The 15,345-nt window shown below is 66.5% G+C and carries 15 protein-coding genes; 2 read left to right on the forward strand and 13 right to left on the reverse strand.

Features of this window, described 5'->3' with window-relative positions:
- Positions 1-78 precede the first annotated feature (78 nt).
- From AB0H36_RS32750 to AB0H36_RS32810, 13 genes are all read right to left on the reverse strand, one after another.
- Positions 79-1,035: a LysR substrate-binding domain-containing protein gene (locus tag AB0H36_RS32750; protein WP_360532450.1), complete on the reverse strand. Its 957-nt coding sequence runs from the start codon at positions 1,033-1,035 to the stop codon at positions 79-81.
- 363 nt (positions 1,036-1,398) lie between these two features.
- Complete coding sequence (gene fdhA / locus AB0H36_RS32755) at positions 1,399-2,616, reverse strand: formaldehyde dehydrogenase, glutathione-independent (RefSeq protein ID WP_360532454.1); 1,218 nt, start codon at positions 2,614-2,616, stop codon at positions 1,399-1,401.
- A gap of 135 nt (positions 2,617-2,751) precedes the next feature.
- Complete coding sequence (locus AB0H36_RS32760; protein ID WP_360532457.1) at positions 2,752-3,942, reverse strand: hypothetical protein; 1,191 nt, start codon at positions 3,940-3,942, stop codon at positions 2,752-2,754.
- A gap of 76 nt (positions 3,943-4,018) precedes the next feature.
- Positions 4,019-4,198, reverse strand: a complete 180-nt coding sequence (locus tag AB0H36_RS32765; RefSeq protein ID WP_360532459.1) for an NAD(P)-binding protein — start codon at positions 4,196-4,198, stop codon at positions 4,019-4,021.
- Positions 4,199-4,308: 110 nt separating this feature from the next.
- Positions 4,309-5,490, reverse strand: coding sequence for an FAD-dependent oxidoreductase (locus tag AB0H36_RS32770; protein WP_360532462.1), 1,182 nt, complete (start codon positions 5,488-5,490; stop codon positions 4,309-4,311).
- Positions 5,487-5,687, reverse strand: a complete 201-nt coding sequence (locus AB0H36_RS32775; protein ID WP_360532465.1) for a ferredoxin — start codon at positions 5,685-5,687, stop codon at positions 5,487-5,489. The genes AB0H36_RS32770 and AB0H36_RS32775 overlap by 4 nt, the downstream gene beginning before the upstream one ends.
- A gap of 69 nt (positions 5,688-5,756) precedes the next feature.
- Positions 5,757-6,005, reverse strand: coding sequence for a ferredoxin (locus tag AB0H36_RS32780; RefSeq protein WP_360532468.1), 249 nt, complete (start codon positions 6,003-6,005; stop codon positions 5,757-5,759).
- An 11-nt stretch (positions 6,006-6,016) separates the two neighbouring features.
- A complete protein-coding gene (locus AB0H36_RS32785; RefSeq protein WP_360532471.1) occupies positions 6,017-7,360 on the reverse strand; it encodes a cytochrome P450 in 1,344 nt (447 codons plus the stop codon).
- A 579-nt stretch (positions 7,361-7,939) separates the two neighbouring features.
- The gene (locus tag AB0H36_RS32790) at positions 7,940-8,755 is read right to left on the reverse strand and encodes a carbohydrate ABC transporter permease (RefSeq protein WP_360532474.1); all 816 of its coding nucleotides are present in this window, start codon (positions 8,753-8,755) and stop codon (positions 7,940-7,942) included.
- Positions 8,752-9,756, reverse strand: coding sequence for a sugar ABC transporter permease (locus tag AB0H36_RS32795; protein ID WP_360532477.1), 1,005 nt, complete (start codon positions 9,754-9,756; stop codon positions 8,752-8,754). The genes AB0H36_RS32790 and AB0H36_RS32795 overlap by 4 nt, the downstream gene beginning before the upstream one ends.
- A 27-nt stretch (positions 9,757-9,783) precedes the next feature.
- Positions 9,784-11,130 carry an extracellular solute-binding protein gene (locus AB0H36_RS32800; RefSeq protein ID WP_360532480.1) on the reverse strand — a complete coding sequence of 449 codons (1,347 nt, stop codon included), beginning with the start codon at positions 11,128-11,130 and terminating at the stop codon, positions 9,784-9,786.
- Positions 11,131-11,282: 152 nt separating this feature from the next.
- Positions 11,283-12,449, reverse strand: a complete 1,167-nt coding sequence (locus AB0H36_RS32805; protein WP_360532483.1) for a Gfo/Idh/MocA family oxidoreductase — start codon at positions 12,447-12,449, stop codon at positions 11,283-11,285.
- On the reverse strand, positions 12,446-13,234 hold the full coding sequence (locus AB0H36_RS32810) for a ThuA domain-containing protein (RefSeq protein ID WP_360532486.1): 789 nt from the start codon (positions 13,232-13,234) through the stop codon (positions 12,446-12,448). Before AB0H36_RS32810 ends, AB0H36_RS32805 begins: the two co-directional genes overlap by 4 nt.
- Positions 13,235-13,353: 119 nt before the next feature.
- Here AB0H36_RS32810 and AB0H36_RS32815 point away from each other — a divergent pair, with 119 nt between their 5' ends.
- Positions 13,354-14,361 (forward strand): hypothetical protein, encoded by a 1,008-nt coding sequence (locus tag AB0H36_RS32815; RefSeq protein WP_360532489.1) that lies wholly within the window; start codon positions 13,354-13,356, stop codon positions 14,359-14,361.
- Between the two features lie 160 nt (positions 14,362-14,521).
- Entirely contained in the window at positions 14,522-15,343 is an 822-nt protein-coding gene (locus AB0H36_RS32820) for a GntR family transcriptional regulator (protein ID WP_360532492.1), read from the forward strand.
- The last annotated feature ends 2 nt before the right edge of the window (positions 15,344-15,345 follow it).

A 15,345-nucleotide genomic window follows, 5' to 3' on the forward strand; every position in this document is an offset into this window, starting at 1 on the left:
CGTCGTTACGTGTCGGTGCTATCAGTCTCGCCACAGCAGAATCATTCTGAAATAGAATTAATCAAATTAGTGCTATTTCTATTCGCGATAACTGAGGCCCCGGTTACCAGACCTAATCGGACCAGGCTCATTCCCGCGCCCGTACAGCGGTGATCTCAGCGACACGTCCAGGTGGCTCCAGTCGGCGCCTCGATCCGATGTCCTGGCGATGATCGCGGCAATCAACGCTTCAACGGCATCGCTAGCGTTGCGCTGCTTGGTGAGCAGAACGAGATCGATTTCGCCGAGGTCGGGCAGGCCGGCGGCGGCGGGGAGTTCGACGAGATCGTCCGGTACCAGGCTGCGCGCGAAGATCGCCAAGCCCAGGCCCGCGCGGGCAGCCGCGGCCGCGCCGAGTACGTTCCTCACCGTGCAGCGAACCCGATAGGGCACGCCGGCCTGCTCAAGGACCTGCACGCCGAGTGAGCGGGTGATGCTCGGTGCCTGGTAGACGATCAGCGGGACGGGCCGGTCGCGGCCGAGTTGGGCACCGGCGACGCTAACCCAGACGAGCCGATCGCGACGCACGAGGCGGCCCCGCTGCTGGCCGCGCGGTTGTTTGACGAAGGCAACGTCAAGGTGCCCCGACTCGACGCGGCGTTGCAGCATCTCGCTTTGCGAGACCATGAGCTCGAGGTCAACGCGCGGATACTGCTGGCGAAAGTCCCGCAAGATGCGTGGGACAGGAGTCAGCGCGAGGTCGTCGGTCACGCCGAACCGCAGCCGCCCACTCAGCCCGGACCCGGTGAAATAGCCCACCGCCTCCTCGTGCGCGGCAAGGATCGAACGGGCGAAACCGGCCATCGCCTCGCCGACGGCGGTCAGCGTCACCGAACGGGTATCGCGCAGGAACAACGGCCGGCCCACGGCCTGCTCGAGCTTGCGCACGTGCTGGCTCACAGTCGACTGTGCGACGCCTAGCGAAGCGCCGGCCTGGGTGAAGCTCAGCGACTGAGCGACCGTTAGGAAGGTGCGCAGCTGCTCCGGCTCATACACGTCAACCTCGTCATGGGCTTCGATGGGATCGGCACCCGGCTATCACCTTGTCTCACCAGGCTGCATGCGCATTCGCTCGCCCCAGAAACGCGGTTACCGCCGACGGTCCGGTAATCAATGCGAGCACCGGCTGGACGCCCAGCAGCGATCCGCCGCCCAGCCAGAGAGGATTCCTCGTCGCAGGGGGAGCTGTGCGGATCCCGGCCAGGCTCGAGCACTTTGCATGCCCTTCGGCGCACTCGCTCCATCGGCGACGCGGGTCTGGGCTGAGGCGGCGGTCGCTAGCCGGGCTAGAAGGAGCCCCGGTCCGACGCGCGTAGCGCGGAACCGGGCCTGCTCCCTCAGCCTGTGGCGGATCTTGATTCAGGCTTTGATGTAGCCGTTGGGGTTGAGGACGTATTTGGTGGCGGCTCCGGCGTCGAATTCGGCGTAGCCGCGGGGTGCTTCCTCGAGCGGGATGGCCTTGGCGTTGACGGCTTTGGCGAGCTGGACCTTGTCGTGCAGGATGGCCATCATCAGTTGCCGGTTGTATTTCATCACCGGGCACTGGCCGGTGGCGAAGGACAGCGACTTGGCCCAACCCGTGCCGAGCGAGAGCGACAGGGATCCGTGCTTGGCTGCCTCGTCGATCCCGCCCGGGTCGCCGGTGACGTACAGGCCGGGGATGCCCACGGCGCCGCCGGCGGCGGTGAGATCCATGAGGGAGTTCAGCACCGTGGCCGGGGCCTCATGTGATGCGTCCTTGCCGTGACCGCGGGCTTCGAAGCCAACGGCATCGACGGCGCAGTCGACCTCCGGCACGCCGAGGAGCTGTTCGATCTGGTCCTTCGGGTCGCCGGCGACGACGTTGACCGTTTCGCAGCCGAAGGAGCGGGCCTGGGCCAGGCGGTCTTCGTTCATGTCCCCGACGATGACGACGGCAGCACCGAGCAGCTGCGAACCGACCGCAGCCGCCAGGCCCACAGGACCAGCGCCGGCGATGTAGACGGTGGATCCGACGCCGACCCCGGCGGTGACCGCGCCGTGGAAGCCGGTGGGGAAGATGTCCGACAGCATGGTCAGGTCCATGATCTGGTCCAGGGCCTGATCCCGGTCAGGAAAGCAGAGCAGGTTCCAGTCCGCGTACGGGACCAGCACGTACTCGGACTGGCCGCCGACCCAGCCGCCCATGTCCACGTAGCCGTAGGCGCTGCCCGGCCGATCCGGGTTCACATTGAGACAGATGCCGGTCTTGCGTTCCTTGCAGTTGCGGCACCGGCCACAAGCGATGTTGAACGGCACCGAGACGATGTGCCCGACCTTGATGAACTCCACGTCCGGGCCGGTCTCCACGACCTCGCCGGTGATCTCGTGGCCCAGGATCAAACCCTGCGGGGCCGTCGTCCGGCCGCGCACCATGTGCTGATCCGAACCGCAGATGTTGGTCGACACGGTCCGCACGATCACCCCATGCGGGACCCTCCGGCCCACATTGGCCGGATGCACCCCGGGCCCGTCTTTGAGCTCGAACGTCGGGTAGTCAGTGTCGATAACCTCAACAACACCGGGTCCCTTGTAGGCAACAGCCCTGTTTCCTGCCATGATCCGTCCCTTTCGTATGTGGATGTTCCTGTGACTTCCCCAAGGGCTCAGAACAGCCCCGTGCCCCCTTTCGTGGGTCTCCGTGATCGCAGACGGGATGCAGGACAGCCGTGACCGCTGCGCCGGCCACGGCTGTCAGACTGGGGCGAGGCGCACGACACGCCCACCGATGACCCACTCGGTCACCAGAACGGCCCCGCCAGTCACACAGATACCGTGTGGGCTGTTGAACCGGCCGGCAACGAGCGCAGGACGCACCGTGTTGCCCAAGGCACCGACCTGGTTGGGCCAGCGTGGCCGCCGCTTCTCGGCCGGGAGCGGTGACCCCAGCCAACCGAGCAGGTCGCCGGCCTCCGAGAAGGCAACGACGCTGCCGAAGAGTTCCGTGACGAGGATCGTTCCGTCGTCCAGCGCCGCGATCCCCGACGGAGAGGTCAGGCAATCCGCGCCGAAAGCGCGGATGAAGTCGCCGTCGGCCGAGAGCACGACGATGCGCCTGTTGCTGCGGTCGGCGACCAGAAGTTCCGTGGTGTCGCTGCGTCGGCGGGTGATGATCGCATGCGGCGTCTTGAAGGCCAGCCCCGAGTCTTTGCCGTCGATGGTGCGCAGGTAGGTTCCGTCGCTGGAGAACTGGTGCAGCACGCTCTGGCCGTAACCGTCGGACACCCAGACGGTGTCGGGCCCGTTGTGGCCGTTGCCGGAGTGGATGCGCACGACGGCCGTCGGGCTCCAGGCCTTGTGCTGGTAGATCTCCAGGTCCGGCTGGTGGAGCTCACCGAGGACGGCCATGCCCGAAAGCGAAATGTTTAGGATGCGTCCTGGGTGTTGGAGTTTGTCGTAGTCGGGCCCGGCGGGCGTGCGCTTGTGGCCCGGGTCGGCGGCCCAAAGGGAATCCCCTTCAGGGCCGTCGTTGGCGATTCCGTGCAACTCCACCGTTCCGGTGCTGACAGTGCCCAAGCGCCTACCGTCGGGGCTGAAGACCAGCAGCGACGTGCCGTCGGGATGACCGGTAACGATCCGGCCATCGGCCAATGCCGCGACGTCATGGTGAGCCCACTGCCTGGTATCGGGATACTCCAGGGACGTCTGATCCCACTTGAGTGCCAAGTGAGCAAGTTCCACGACCGTCTGCATGATGCTTGCCTTCCCGCTGCTGAGATCTCTGGGTGAGTCGGCCGATTCGATGCCCGTGCTGAGGCGATTCCAACGATTGGAGAGAACGGGCACAGGTCTCATCGGCAGACACTGCGGCGCCGCCGGTCCGCCGGGCAGCACCGCCCCGGCGGCGAGATCGATCAATTTGCTGCTCGGCAGAAGCAAACCCACCGGACGTGCTGACACGTGGCAACACGTCCTGCAAGCCCTGCGGCCCGACTGAACCTCGACACATGGGCAGAACTTGTCAGCCGAGTCGCTCGTCGCTGGTCGTCGCCAGATCGCCAACACCCGCCCCGACCATGGGCGGTAGACGAGACTCCTTGTCGATCAAGACCAGCCGACCGGTGAAGCCTTCCCGTCGCAGGGTCTCCGCTGTTGACAGTCCCGCCGGCGAGGCACCGACAATCACGACTCGCTCGAGCACCGTGCTTCCTTATTTGTTGATGCGGCCCCTGGGATCGCCGGCGATGAGCATCCCGCACGTGCTCGGGATTGAGCGCTTGCTCACCACGGTGTTACGAACGGGAGACACGCCTACAGGCGCGCATCGGCGACAGATTGTCCGATGTGTGCGCGTTCGGCTCGGAGCCCCTTCGGCATGTTCCACGCCAAGACGCCCGTGATGCGGTCGTCGTGGATGTAGTGGGCGATGAATCGTCGTTCGTCGGGATCGCCGCGGACGATGGCCACACTGCAGTTCGGCGGGAAGGTGCCATAGGCCTGGATTCGCGCGTCGTATTGGTCGGTCCAAAAGTAAGGGACCGGGGTGAACGGGGCGTCGGCGCCGAGGAGGTTGGTGGCTGCGGCGATGGCTTGCTCCGTGGCGTTCATGCGGTGCTCGACCCGGATGTGGGCGCCCAGCGTGTCATGCCACCAGCGGGCGACGTCTCCGGCTGCGTAGACGCCGGGTGCGGCCCGGCACGTGGCGTCGCAGACCACACCGTCGTTGAGGGTGAGGCCGCTGCCGGTGAGCCAGTCGGTCGCCGGTGTTGAGCCGATCGCGACGAGGACGAGATCGGCGTCCAGGACTGCTCCGGTCGCGAGCTCAACACCGGTCACCTTGCAGTCGCCGAGTAGGCGACGGACGGCGACACCGCAATGGATGTCCACGCCGTGGTCGCGGTGCAGGCTGGCCACGTGCCGGCCGACGTCTTCACCGAGCTGCCGCACCATGGGTACAGGCAGCGGATCGACGATGCAGACCTGCATCCCGAGTTTCCGGGCGGCGGCCGCGACCTCGCAGCCCAGGAAACCCGCGCCGATCACCACCAGGCGTCGGCCAGGGTGCAGCTGTGTGCGCAGAGCGAGAGCGTCGCCGACAGTGCGCAGCACGTGCACCCCGGCCAGGTCATGTCCGGCCGGGAGACGGCGTGGCACGACACCGGTCGCGATGACAAGCCCGTCGAAGGACAGGCGTTCACGGTCGTGAAACTCGACGGTGCGCTCGCCCAGATCGAGCCCGACCGCGCGGGTGCCGAGCCACAGGTCGACCCGCAGCCGGTCAAGGCTGGCAGCGTCGCGGAACGTGACACGGTCGGCCGCCCACGCCCCGGTGAGGATCTGCTTGGACAGCGGTGGCCGGTCGTACGGGGCGTGCGGCTCGTCCCCGACCAGGCTGATCGACCCATCGAATCCGCGGCGACGCAGCGTCTCAACCACGGTCACACCGGCCACCGAGGCCCCCACGACCACGACTCGGCCGAGCCTGTCCGTCACTCGATGACTCGAATCGCCGCAGCGGGGCACAGCAGCGCTGCCTCCCGCGCTGCCTCTTGCAACTCGACACCAGGTGCGTCGTCGAGCAGCACGACGACGCCATCCTCGTCACGCTGATCGAACACCTCCGCTGCGGCCAGCACGCACTGACCACCACCTACGCACGCGTCCTCATCAACTTCGATACGCACGGTCACCAGATCCTTTCACTTCTCGGTCGTATTGGTCAGGCCGGAGCGTCCGTCGCGGTCGCCCCGGTGGTTGGGTCATGGTGAGGCCGACGTGTCGCCGCGCTGCTCATCGGCCGTCTTATCGTCACCGCTGTCACGCAGCAACAACGCTCCCGATGGGCACAGCGCGACCGCCTCTCGAGCCGCCTCAAGCTCGGCGCCGGTCAGAGGGCCTGTGGCGAGCAGCAGGACCCGCCCGTCCTCGTCCTGGTCGAACAGGCTCGGGGCGGACAGTGCGCACATGCCACCGCCCACGCACCGGTCGCGGTCGGCGTTGACCCTCATCGGCTATCGCCTTACCAGGTCACCGGGATACGCTGCGGCCCGTAGAAGGTGCGGTAGTCGTCGGGCCAGGGGATGTCGGCCATCGGTACGGCGAGGTCAAGGGTGGGGAAACGCTGCGCCAGGCCGGTGAGCGCGACCTGCAACTCCAGCCGCGCCAGGTGCTGGCCGAGGCACTGGTGGACGCCAAAGCCGAAGGCCACGTGCTTGGCTGCCTGGCGTGTCATGTCGAACCGGTCCGGCTCGGCGAACACCTGCGGGTCGCGATTCGCCGCTGGCAGTGAGACGGCGACGCGCTCGAAGGCCTTGATCACGGTTCCGCCGAGCTCAACATCCTCCAATGCGGTTCGAACATTGGTGTCTTGGACCATGGCGGTGTAGCGCAGCAGCTCTTCCACGATCTGACCGATCGGGACCGACCCGGTCCTGAGTGCGTTCCACCGATCACGGTCCTGCAGGAGCGTCAGGACGCCGAAGGCGAGGTTGGTTGCGACCGTATCCAGAGCTGTGCCAATCAGCAGTCCCGCGGTGGAGTCGAGCCAGTCATCGGTCATCTCCCCAGCCTGTGCCAGCGTGCTGAGCAGATCAGTGCCTGGTCGGGTCCGCTTGCGTTCCATGAGCTCACGAAGGAGAGCGAATCGCTCCTCGCTTACCTCTAGGACCTCGTCGACAGTGGAGCTTGGGTCAGACCTGCGCTGGCCAAGCCGCAGGAACGTGTCATGCTCGCTGTCCTGCAGGCCGAACAGTGCGCGGACCACCAGCAATGGGACTGCGTGGGCGAACATCTCGACCAGGTCGACGGGCGGGCCGACACGTTCCATGGCGTCAAGACGATCGGCGACGATCTGCTCGATGTCTGCCCGATGCCCCCCGATGCTACGCCCCGAGAAGTGGCCTGTGAGAAGGCGTCGCATGCGGGTGTGCACGGGTTGGGGCGTGAAGCCGAAGCTGAACCCACTTACCGGGTACTCATGGACTGCTCGCACCACCTCCGGGTCCCGGAAGGCATCGGCCAACCGCCCGTCCTTCCGGTAGCGCTCAACAAGCGCTCGGACAGAGTCCGGAACCGCGGCGTCGTGCCGCATCGCAGCGAAGCGTCCGGCAGCCATCAACTCTGGATGCTTCGTCTGGTTACCCCCGGGGACGATGCTGAAACGCGCATCACCCAGCACCGCGCGAACAAGTTCGTAGCTAGTCACCAGCCAGCCGACGCGACCATCAAGAAAGCGGACTCGGCTCAACGGTTGGCTGTCTCGAAGCCGACCTAACTCGGTCGGCGGATCGAACGGGCACTCACGTTCGGTCGGCAGCCGAACCGGCCCCGACTGCCTGTCATCAGGCGTCGGCGAAGTTGTCACGATCACAGTCCTTTCGGTCGTGGTTGCTGTCCAAAGGAGTCGGCGATGATGCCCGCGAGCGGAGGAACCCGGCCCAGCCACATACCAGCTGCTGTTGCCGGAGGTCATGCCGCTCGAGGCCGGCGAGCAGCGCGAACGGCATGTCCTCGGACGATTTGCTGCCGTTGAGGCCCGCGTGGGCCGAGGCCCACAAGTTCGTAGTGCCGAGCAGTTGCCGGCTGGCGGGTTCGAAGTCGACCGGCGGGAAGGCCCTGGCGGTCGGGCCGCCGCGCCGGGTCCGCAGCCGTGGCCAGCCCCAGGCCCGGGACGGTGCGCAGGAACAGCCGCAGCGTTGCGCAACCGTTGACGCTGGCAACGGTCTGTATGCCGGTGTTGCGTGTCGGCCCTGAGACCTCGACCGCATGCGAGTCGCCGAAGGTCCGGGCGCGCAGCTCGGCCCGCAGTCCACTGGTGAATACGAACTCGGCGGAGAAGCCGTCGCCGTGCTCGGCCACGCCAGATCGCTGTTGTCGGACAGGAGCAGCGCGAACGGGTCGGCGAGCACGACGCTCGGGAAGAAGCCGGTGCTGGCACAGGCGATCACTTGCCGACTCCTAGCGCCAGACCGTTGGACAGCCGGCGCGCGATAAGGACGAACAGCACGATGGTCGGGATGGAGCCGATCACCGCGAGCGCCATCAAGTTGTTGTACGCAGTGCCGTACACCGTCTGTTGCTGTGTCAGCAGTACCGTCAGCGGGAACAGATCGCTCTTGTTCAGGAACGAAACTGAGTACAGCAGGTCGCCCCAGGCTCCGATGAAGACCAATACCGACACCACGGAGACGCCGTTTCGTGCCAGTGGCAGACAGACGGACATGAAGGTCCGCCATTCGCCGGCGCCGTCGAGCTGGGCGGCCTCGTCGACCTCGTGAGGCACGCTTAAGAAGAACGGGCGCATCAGCAGGACGGCGAACGGCAAGACGTGGGCGGCGATCGCGACGGACACCCCGAAAGTGGTCCCGAGGAGCCCGAGCGCGCCGAGTATCGCGAACAGTGGGATGACCGAGGTCGCTGCCGGTGTCATCTGCAGCAGGATCAGCACGGCGAGCATCAATCCGATCCACCGGAACCGGAGCCGGGCCAGGACGTAGGCCAGTGGCGTGCCGAGCACCATACAGATGAGCGTCGCACCGCCGGCGATCCGCAGCGAGTTCAGTATCGCGGTCGCCAGATCGGCGTTGAGCACGGCACGGAACGCGTCCAGCGTGTACCGGAAGATCACCGCGGTCGGGTGGTTGGTGATCTCCTCGTTGGTCTTCAACGCCGCCAGCAGCACCAGCAGCAGCGGCGCTGCGTACAGCAGAAACACGATAGCGAGCGGGGATCGCCTGAGCGCGGCAGAGTAGTACTTCATGACCGCTCCTCGGTGCGGACGGTACGGATGTAGAGCGCTGCGATCAGCGCGACGAACACCATTGCGATCACCGACATCGCGGCGGCCTGCCCGAAGTTGAAGAAGGTGAACGCGGTGCGGTAGCCCAGGAACGGAATGGTTGAGCTGCTCGTCCCTGGACCGCCCTGAGTCATGACGTAGATGTAGTCGAAGGCCTTGAATGCGGCGACGATGTTGAGCACGGTCATGATCAGCAGCGTGGGACGCAGGTGCGGCAAGATGACGTGCCAAAGGACCCGCACCGGGCCGGCGCCGTCCATGGAGGCGGCTTCCTGAAGGTCTACGGGCACGTCGAGGATTGCCGATTTCAGCACCATCGTCGTGAAGGGGACACCCGCCCACACTGTGGCGACGCCGATGCAGATCAGTGCCGTCGCCGGCTGTGCAAGGAACGCGACCGGATGGTCCACCAGATGCAGGAGCCGGAACAGTCTGCTGATCGCACCATCGCTGGCGAGCAGGAACTTCCACAGGCTCCCGATCACTACCGGCGGCAGGATCGAGACCAGGATCATCGTGGACTGCGTAATCTGGATGGAGCGGCTGGATCTGCGCAGCAGCATCGCGGTCACAAAGGAGAGGGTCATTGTGAACGTGACGACGCCGGCGACGAAGATGAGCGTCTGATTGACGGCTGACCGGAACTGCGGATCGTTCAAGATCTCCTGGAAGTTGCGCAATCCAACGGCTGGCCAATAACCGAGGATGTTCGTGATCTTGACGTCGCTGACGCTGAGCCGGACAAGGACGTAGAGCGGATAAAGGGCGAAGGTGGCCAGGAACGCGACGGCCGGTGCCGCGAACGCGATGTTCGCTGCGAGGCGCCGCTGCTTGCGGGACAGAGTTCTTCGCTGCCGGTGCACGTTCGGCCGCGGCCCAGCCTCAGGGTGGACCTGCGATGTCGCTTCGACGTCTGCTGCGCGACCTGGTTGGGCGTTGAGAAACGGGACGTCTGTCTTCACTGGGGTACCTCCCTTCACGGGTGTGGCCTAGAGCTTGCTGCACTGCGCGATGATCTGCTCTGCGCCGGCCGAGGGAGAGGTCTGCCCACTGCATACCGCGTTGAAAACATCGCCGACGACGACGAGATAGTCGCTGATCAAGGGGCTGCTGGGTCGCGCGCCCATGTTCGCGACGACCTCGGCGAAGGCCTTCACGTTGGGATTGTTGGCCTCGGGAACTCCCTGGAGGCCGTCCTTGCGCGCCGGGAGGCTTCCAAGGGCACGGAAGATCGTCTGCTCGGTGCTCTTGGTAAGGAGGCCTTGCTCGAAGAAGCGCCAGACGAGCGCAGGGTTGTTTGCCTTGGATCCGATGGAGAACCCTTCGCCGCCGACGATGCTGTGACTACCGCCAGCGCCGGCCGGAATGGGAGCCACGCCCCAATCAAAGGAGAGTGCCTTGGCCGTGCTCAGCCGCCAGTTACCGGCATGCGAGAAGGCATAGTCACCGGCTGTGAACTTGTTCCACGGCTCCGTATCGCCAATCCAGGTGACCGCATCCTGAGGGATGTAGCCGGCCGTGATCCAGTCACGGAATCGTTGGAGCAAGGCAGTGAGTTTGTCCTTGTCCCAGGACCCATAATTGAGCCCGGCGCTGAGGCACCAGGAGAAGAAAAACCACTCCGAGCTCCAGGCTTTCCCGGCGCCGATCGCGAGTCCCTGATATCCGGCCGTCTTGATCTTCGCGAGTTGTGCCGTCAACTCGTCCACGGTCGCCGGCGGCGCGCTCAGGCCAGCCTTGGCGAGGATGGTCTTGTTGTAGTACAGCGCGGAGGTGTTGACGTAGCCCTGCACAGAAATGACCTGCTCGTTGTACTTCCACACCACCGAGTCGAGGAACTGATCCTTGTCCGGGAATGCGTCCCAGTAGGGATTCAGGCTGGCGATCAGCCCAGCCTGGGCCAGTTTCGCGCCGTCGGACGGGTTGTACGGCCCGATGGCGTCGGGGCTTTGTCCGGCGGCGGAGGCGCCGAGGACTTTCTGGACGATGTTGGCGGAGGGCACGTAGGTGTACTCGATCTTGACGTTCGGGTACTCGTTCTTCATCGCCGCGATGGTCCGCGGGATCCATGAGCTGGTCTCTGCCTGGCTGTATCCCCAGATGTTCAGCGTTGCAGCGATGTCTTTGGGTGGCAGCGCGGTCGCACCACCTGAGGATGCACCGATCGCGCTACCCGGTGCGCTGCTCGAGTTGCCTCCCACGCACGCCGTCAGGCCCAGCAGGGCGGTCGCGCCGATGAAGGAGCGGCGGCTGTACGTTGCCGCGCCGAGGAACCGGCGCTGGTACTCCCCGGGCGGGCCGGGCGTCGACGTTAGATCGTCGCTGTGTGAACTCATTGGGGCTCCTTCGTCCAGGGCGCGAGCTGTGTTCGCCTCCACTGTGTTGCTCGATCGCGACACGCACTCATCTACTTCCACGGTGGCCGTGGGCGCGGCGGATTCCGTAGGAGCTGCCTCTGTGCAGCGATCACGGCCGCGCCGCGCGGGCATCAGCGCACCTCCAATGGCTCGGTGGGTGGGGTGCACCGGTGTGGACTCAGCGCCGCGGACACGGACGTCCAGGAGCGCAGTACGTCCCGCACGTCGTCCTCGGCCTTGGCGACCGCCGTGGCGTGGGCGGATTCCAGCACCTCGTTCAGGTCGACCCGGCGGCCGGTGCTCGCGGAGAGCACGCACGCCTCGACCATCGCCAGGCTTAAGACGTTGTCGTGCACCTCACACATCGGTGTCGTACCGGTGCGCAGCGCGTGCACGAACTCGGCAAGCGCCCCGGCGATCGAGTTCGCGGGCGCCGGGGTAGCAACGGCCGGCACCTCGCCGACGGAGTCGCTGGTGGCCACTTCCAGCCGAGGCGGCGCGTCGCCGTCCCAGCACGCGCTGCCCCGCTCGCCGCTGACCCGCCACGCCGAGTTCCACGACGTCTCCAGCCCGGGACTGCAAAAACTGCCGGTATAGACGAAGCGCACGCCGCCGGTCATCTCGAAGATCGCGGTGGCGACCGCTTCACCCCGGAACCAGCTCCACGACGGGTTGTACTTCGTGCAGTACACCGCCACCGGCTCCGCGTCGAGCAGGAACCGCGCGGTGTCGAACGTGTGGATGGCCATTTCCAGCAGTAGCGGGTGGTCCATGACTTCGTGAACCTGGCGCTTGTGCAGGGTCTTGAAGAACTCGGCGGTGACCACACCCAGCGGGCCCAGCGCCCGCGCGTGCTCGCGGAACCGCAACAGCCCGGTGTTGTAGCGGTAGTTCTGGCTCACCATGAACAACTCACCCGAGCGCTCCGCGGCCGCCACCAGGTGCAGTGCCTCGGCCAGTGTCGCGGCCAGCGGCTTCTCTCCGAGCACCGGCAGGCCCAGTTCCAGCGCCTGTACGGTCACCGGCAGATGCGCCGGCGGCGCCGTGGCGTCGATGATCGCCTGCGCGTCGCTGGCGGCGGCCACCGCCGCGAGGTCTGCTCCTACCGGCAGGTCCGGCACGCCGAGTTCCGCGGCCGCGGCTTGGGCGAGTGGCACGTCGAGGTCCACGATGCCGGCCAGGTCCACTTCCGGCGACTCCTGCACGGTGGGAAGCCACCGTCGGCCCATAGGCCCGGCGCCGACCACTACCACGCGCAGCGGTCCACCGTCGGCGGGCATCGTCCTGAAGGTAGTCATGCCTGCTGCTCCCCGTCCTCGAACCAGCCGGTCTCGGAGCGCGTCGCCACGATGGGACCGCGCTGCTCGCGGGACGGTGCGGCCCACTGCACGGCGTTGGCGATCACCCGCCGCACGTCCGGGTGGTGGTAGACCGGATAGGCCTCGTCACCAGGGCTGAAGTAGAAGATCTTCCCGTAGCCGCGGCGGAAGACACATCCGCTGCGGATGATCTCGCCGCCGGTGAACGAGGTGACGAACACCAGCTCGTCGGGTGCCGGGATGTCGAAGAACTCCCCGTACATCTCATCCTCGTCGATCACGATCGGGTGGGGCACGCCCTGCGCGATCGGGTGCGACGGGTTGACCGTCCACACCAATTCCCGGTCATGCTCGCTACGCCACCGCAAGTTACCCGTCGTCCCCATCAGCCGGCGGAAGATCTTGGACTGGGCCCCGGAATGCAGCACGACCAGGCCCATCCCCGCCAGTACGTGCTCCTGCACCCGCGCGACCACCTCATCGGAGACCTCGCCGTGCGCTACGTGTCCCCACCAGGTCAGTACGTCGGTCTCGGCGAGGACGCCTTCGGTCAGGCCGTGCTCCGGCTCGTCGAGCGTCGCGATCCGGATCTTCACCTCGGGGCTGAGGTGGTCCTCGATGCCCGACGCGATCGCATCGTGCATGCCCTTCGGATACAGCTCCGCGACCTTGGCGTCCAGCTGCTCGTACGGGGTAGCCCCCTGCTCGTGCCGGTTCTCGTTCCACACGGTGACCCGCAGCGGAGCGGGTGGCTGTGCTGTCACTTGTCCTCCTGGATGGCGGGGGTTCGACTGATTCGGCGACGTCGGCGACTCGCCGGTCGGGTCCACTTCAGGTTGTATAGACGTATAAACATCTAGTCCAAAGATGTAACGTTGTGGTCATGGACTTGTCAACAGCGAGCGGGAGTTTGGATATCTTCGATCGCGCGCCGATCGTGAGGTCGGTGCGCGGCGATATCGCTCCAGCCGAGCTCGGGCCGACGGATGCACATGAGCATCTCTTCCTCGTAACGCCTCTCCAGCCGGGCGATGAGTTCGCTAACGTGGGGTGCGCGATCGAGGAGGCGGGGACGCTGGTCGCGGCCGGGGGCCGGGCGCTCGTGGACTGGACGCCGCTCGGCGTCGGCCGTGACCCGCAGGGCCTGCTGCGGGTCGCGGAGGCGACCGGTCTGCATGTCGTCGCGGCGACGGGCCTTCATCGCGATCCGCACTACCGTCCCGACGATCCGCTACGTCAGGCATCGGTCGAGGAGCTCGCTGAGCACTTCGTCGCCGATGTCGCCGCCGCGGATATCCCGTCCGGCGTGATCAAGATCGCGGCAAGCTACCACCGGCTGCAGCCGTTCGAGCAGAAGGCGTTCGAAGCTGCGGCCGAGGCGCACCGTCGCACCGGTATCCCTCTCTGCGTCCACACCGAGCACGGCACCATGGGTCTCGGGATCGTGGAGCACCTGGGCGACCTCGGCGTCCCCGCGGAGTCGATCATCCTCGCGCACCTCGACCGCAACCCGGATGCGGGAGAGCACGCCGAGACCGGCGCCGCCGGAGCGTGGCTGCAGCTTGACGGGGCCGGGCGGACGAAGTACTGGCCCGATTCGACTGTCATCCGGCTGATCGCCGACCTCGCCGAACGCGGGCAGATGGGCCGGCTTCTACTGGGCGGTGATACCGGGCGACGGTCGATGATGCGTGTCTACGGCGGGGGGCCGGGACTCGACTATCTGTTCGCTCGCTTCAAGCCGCGGCTCGAGCGCGAGCTGGGCCAGGAGCTGGCGGACGCGATCTTCGTTCGGAACCCCGCACGCGCGTTCGCCTTCGTGCCGGCTGACAGAGGCGCCGCCGCAGCCTCGTCGCAGGTCGTTCGCCGCGAGGGGCTGACGGCGCCATGACCTCTACCGGCTCGAGAGTCGCGCTGGGTGTCGGCTCGAGCCTGATTCTTGACAACGAAGTGGCGGGTCCGTACAAATAAGTATAGATGTCTATACCTATCGGAACGCCTTTGGCGTCGCCGCATCGTTGCGGAGACGCTCACGTCCTGGGGGAAAGCTGATGACGAAGCCTGTCGCCAATCTCGAGTCGCCGTTCGACCGCTCGACGCCGCTGCCGCTCTACTACCAGCTGAAGCAGTGGCTCTCGGCGCGGATCGTGTCGGGTGAGCTTCAGCCCGGGGAGCAGATACCGAGCGAGCTGGAGCTGTGCGAGCGGTTCGGGATCAGCCGCGGCGTCGTCCGCCAGGCGCTGAACGAGCTGCAGTACGAGGGCTTGATCGATCGCGAGCGGGGCCGGGGCACGTTCGTCTCGGGGCCGAAGACCGCCGAGGGCCTGATCAGCGGCCTGCGGGGGCTTGCCGAAGACGCGGCATCCCGTGGCCAGTCGATCGACAGCCGCGTGCTCGTGCTGCGCGAGGTACCGGCCTCCGCGTCGGTCGCGAGTGCGCTCGAGCTTGCCGAGGGCGACCCGGTGGTGGAGTTGGAGCGCGTGCGCTCGCTTGACGGCGAGCCGCACGTGCTGGCGCTGACGTATCTGCCCGCGGCGCTGGTTCCCGGGCTCGCAGACCGCGACCTGAGCGGCTCCGAGTCGCTTTACCGTATCCTGCGCGAGGACTACGGTCTGGTGAACGTTTCGAGCCGGCGGCGGGTCGAGGCGTCGGTCGCCGGCGCCCGCGAGGCGGAGCTGCTCGGGGTGGAGCCCGGCGCGCCACTCCTTGTGCTGCGCAGCGTCGGCTATGCGCCTGGGCAGCGTCCGCTGGACTACTTTATGGCGTACCACCGCGGCGATCGGAGCTCCTTCGAGGTCGTGTTGACGAGCCCGGAGGGCACTGCGGCGAGCTTTGCTCAGCTGCCGGTCACCGACGATCGGGATCGTCGGTGACC

The organism is Kribbella sp. NPDC050820 (assembly GCF_040653975.1).
Lineage (GTDB): Bacteria > Actinomycetota > Actinomycetes > Propionibacteriales > Kribbellaceae > Kribbella.

Bases quoted from the DNA above. Each gene is read 5' to 3' on its own strand.
- fdhA (WP_360532454.1), bottom strand. From the start codon at position 2,616: ATGGCAGGAAACAGGGCTGTTGCCTACAAGGGACCCGGTGTTGTTGAG.
- AB0H36_RS32780 (WP_360532468.1), bottom strand. From the start codon at position 6,005: ATGAGGGTCAACGCCGACCGCGACCGGTGCGTGGGCGGTGGCATGTGC.
- AB0H36_RS32790 (WP_360532474.1), bottom strand. From the start codon at position 8,755: ATGAAGTACTACTCTGCCGCGCTCAGGCGATCCCCGCTCGCTATCGTG.
- AB0H36_RS32800 (WP_360532480.1), bottom strand. From the start codon at position 11,130: ATGAGTTCACACAGCGACGATCTAACGTCGACGCCCGGCCCGCCCGGG.
- AB0H36_RS32805 (WP_360532483.1), bottom strand. From the start codon at position 12,449: ATGACTACCTTCAGGACGATGCCCGCCGACGGTGGACCGCTGCGCGTG.
- AB0H36_RS32815 (WP_360532489.1), top strand. From the start codon at position 13,354: ATGGACTTGTCAACAGCGAGCGGGAGTTTGGATATCTTCGATCGCGCG.
- AB0H36_RS32820 (WP_360532492.1), top strand. From the start codon at position 14,522: ATGACGAAGCCTGTCGCCAATCTCGAGTCGCCGTTCGACCGCTCGACG.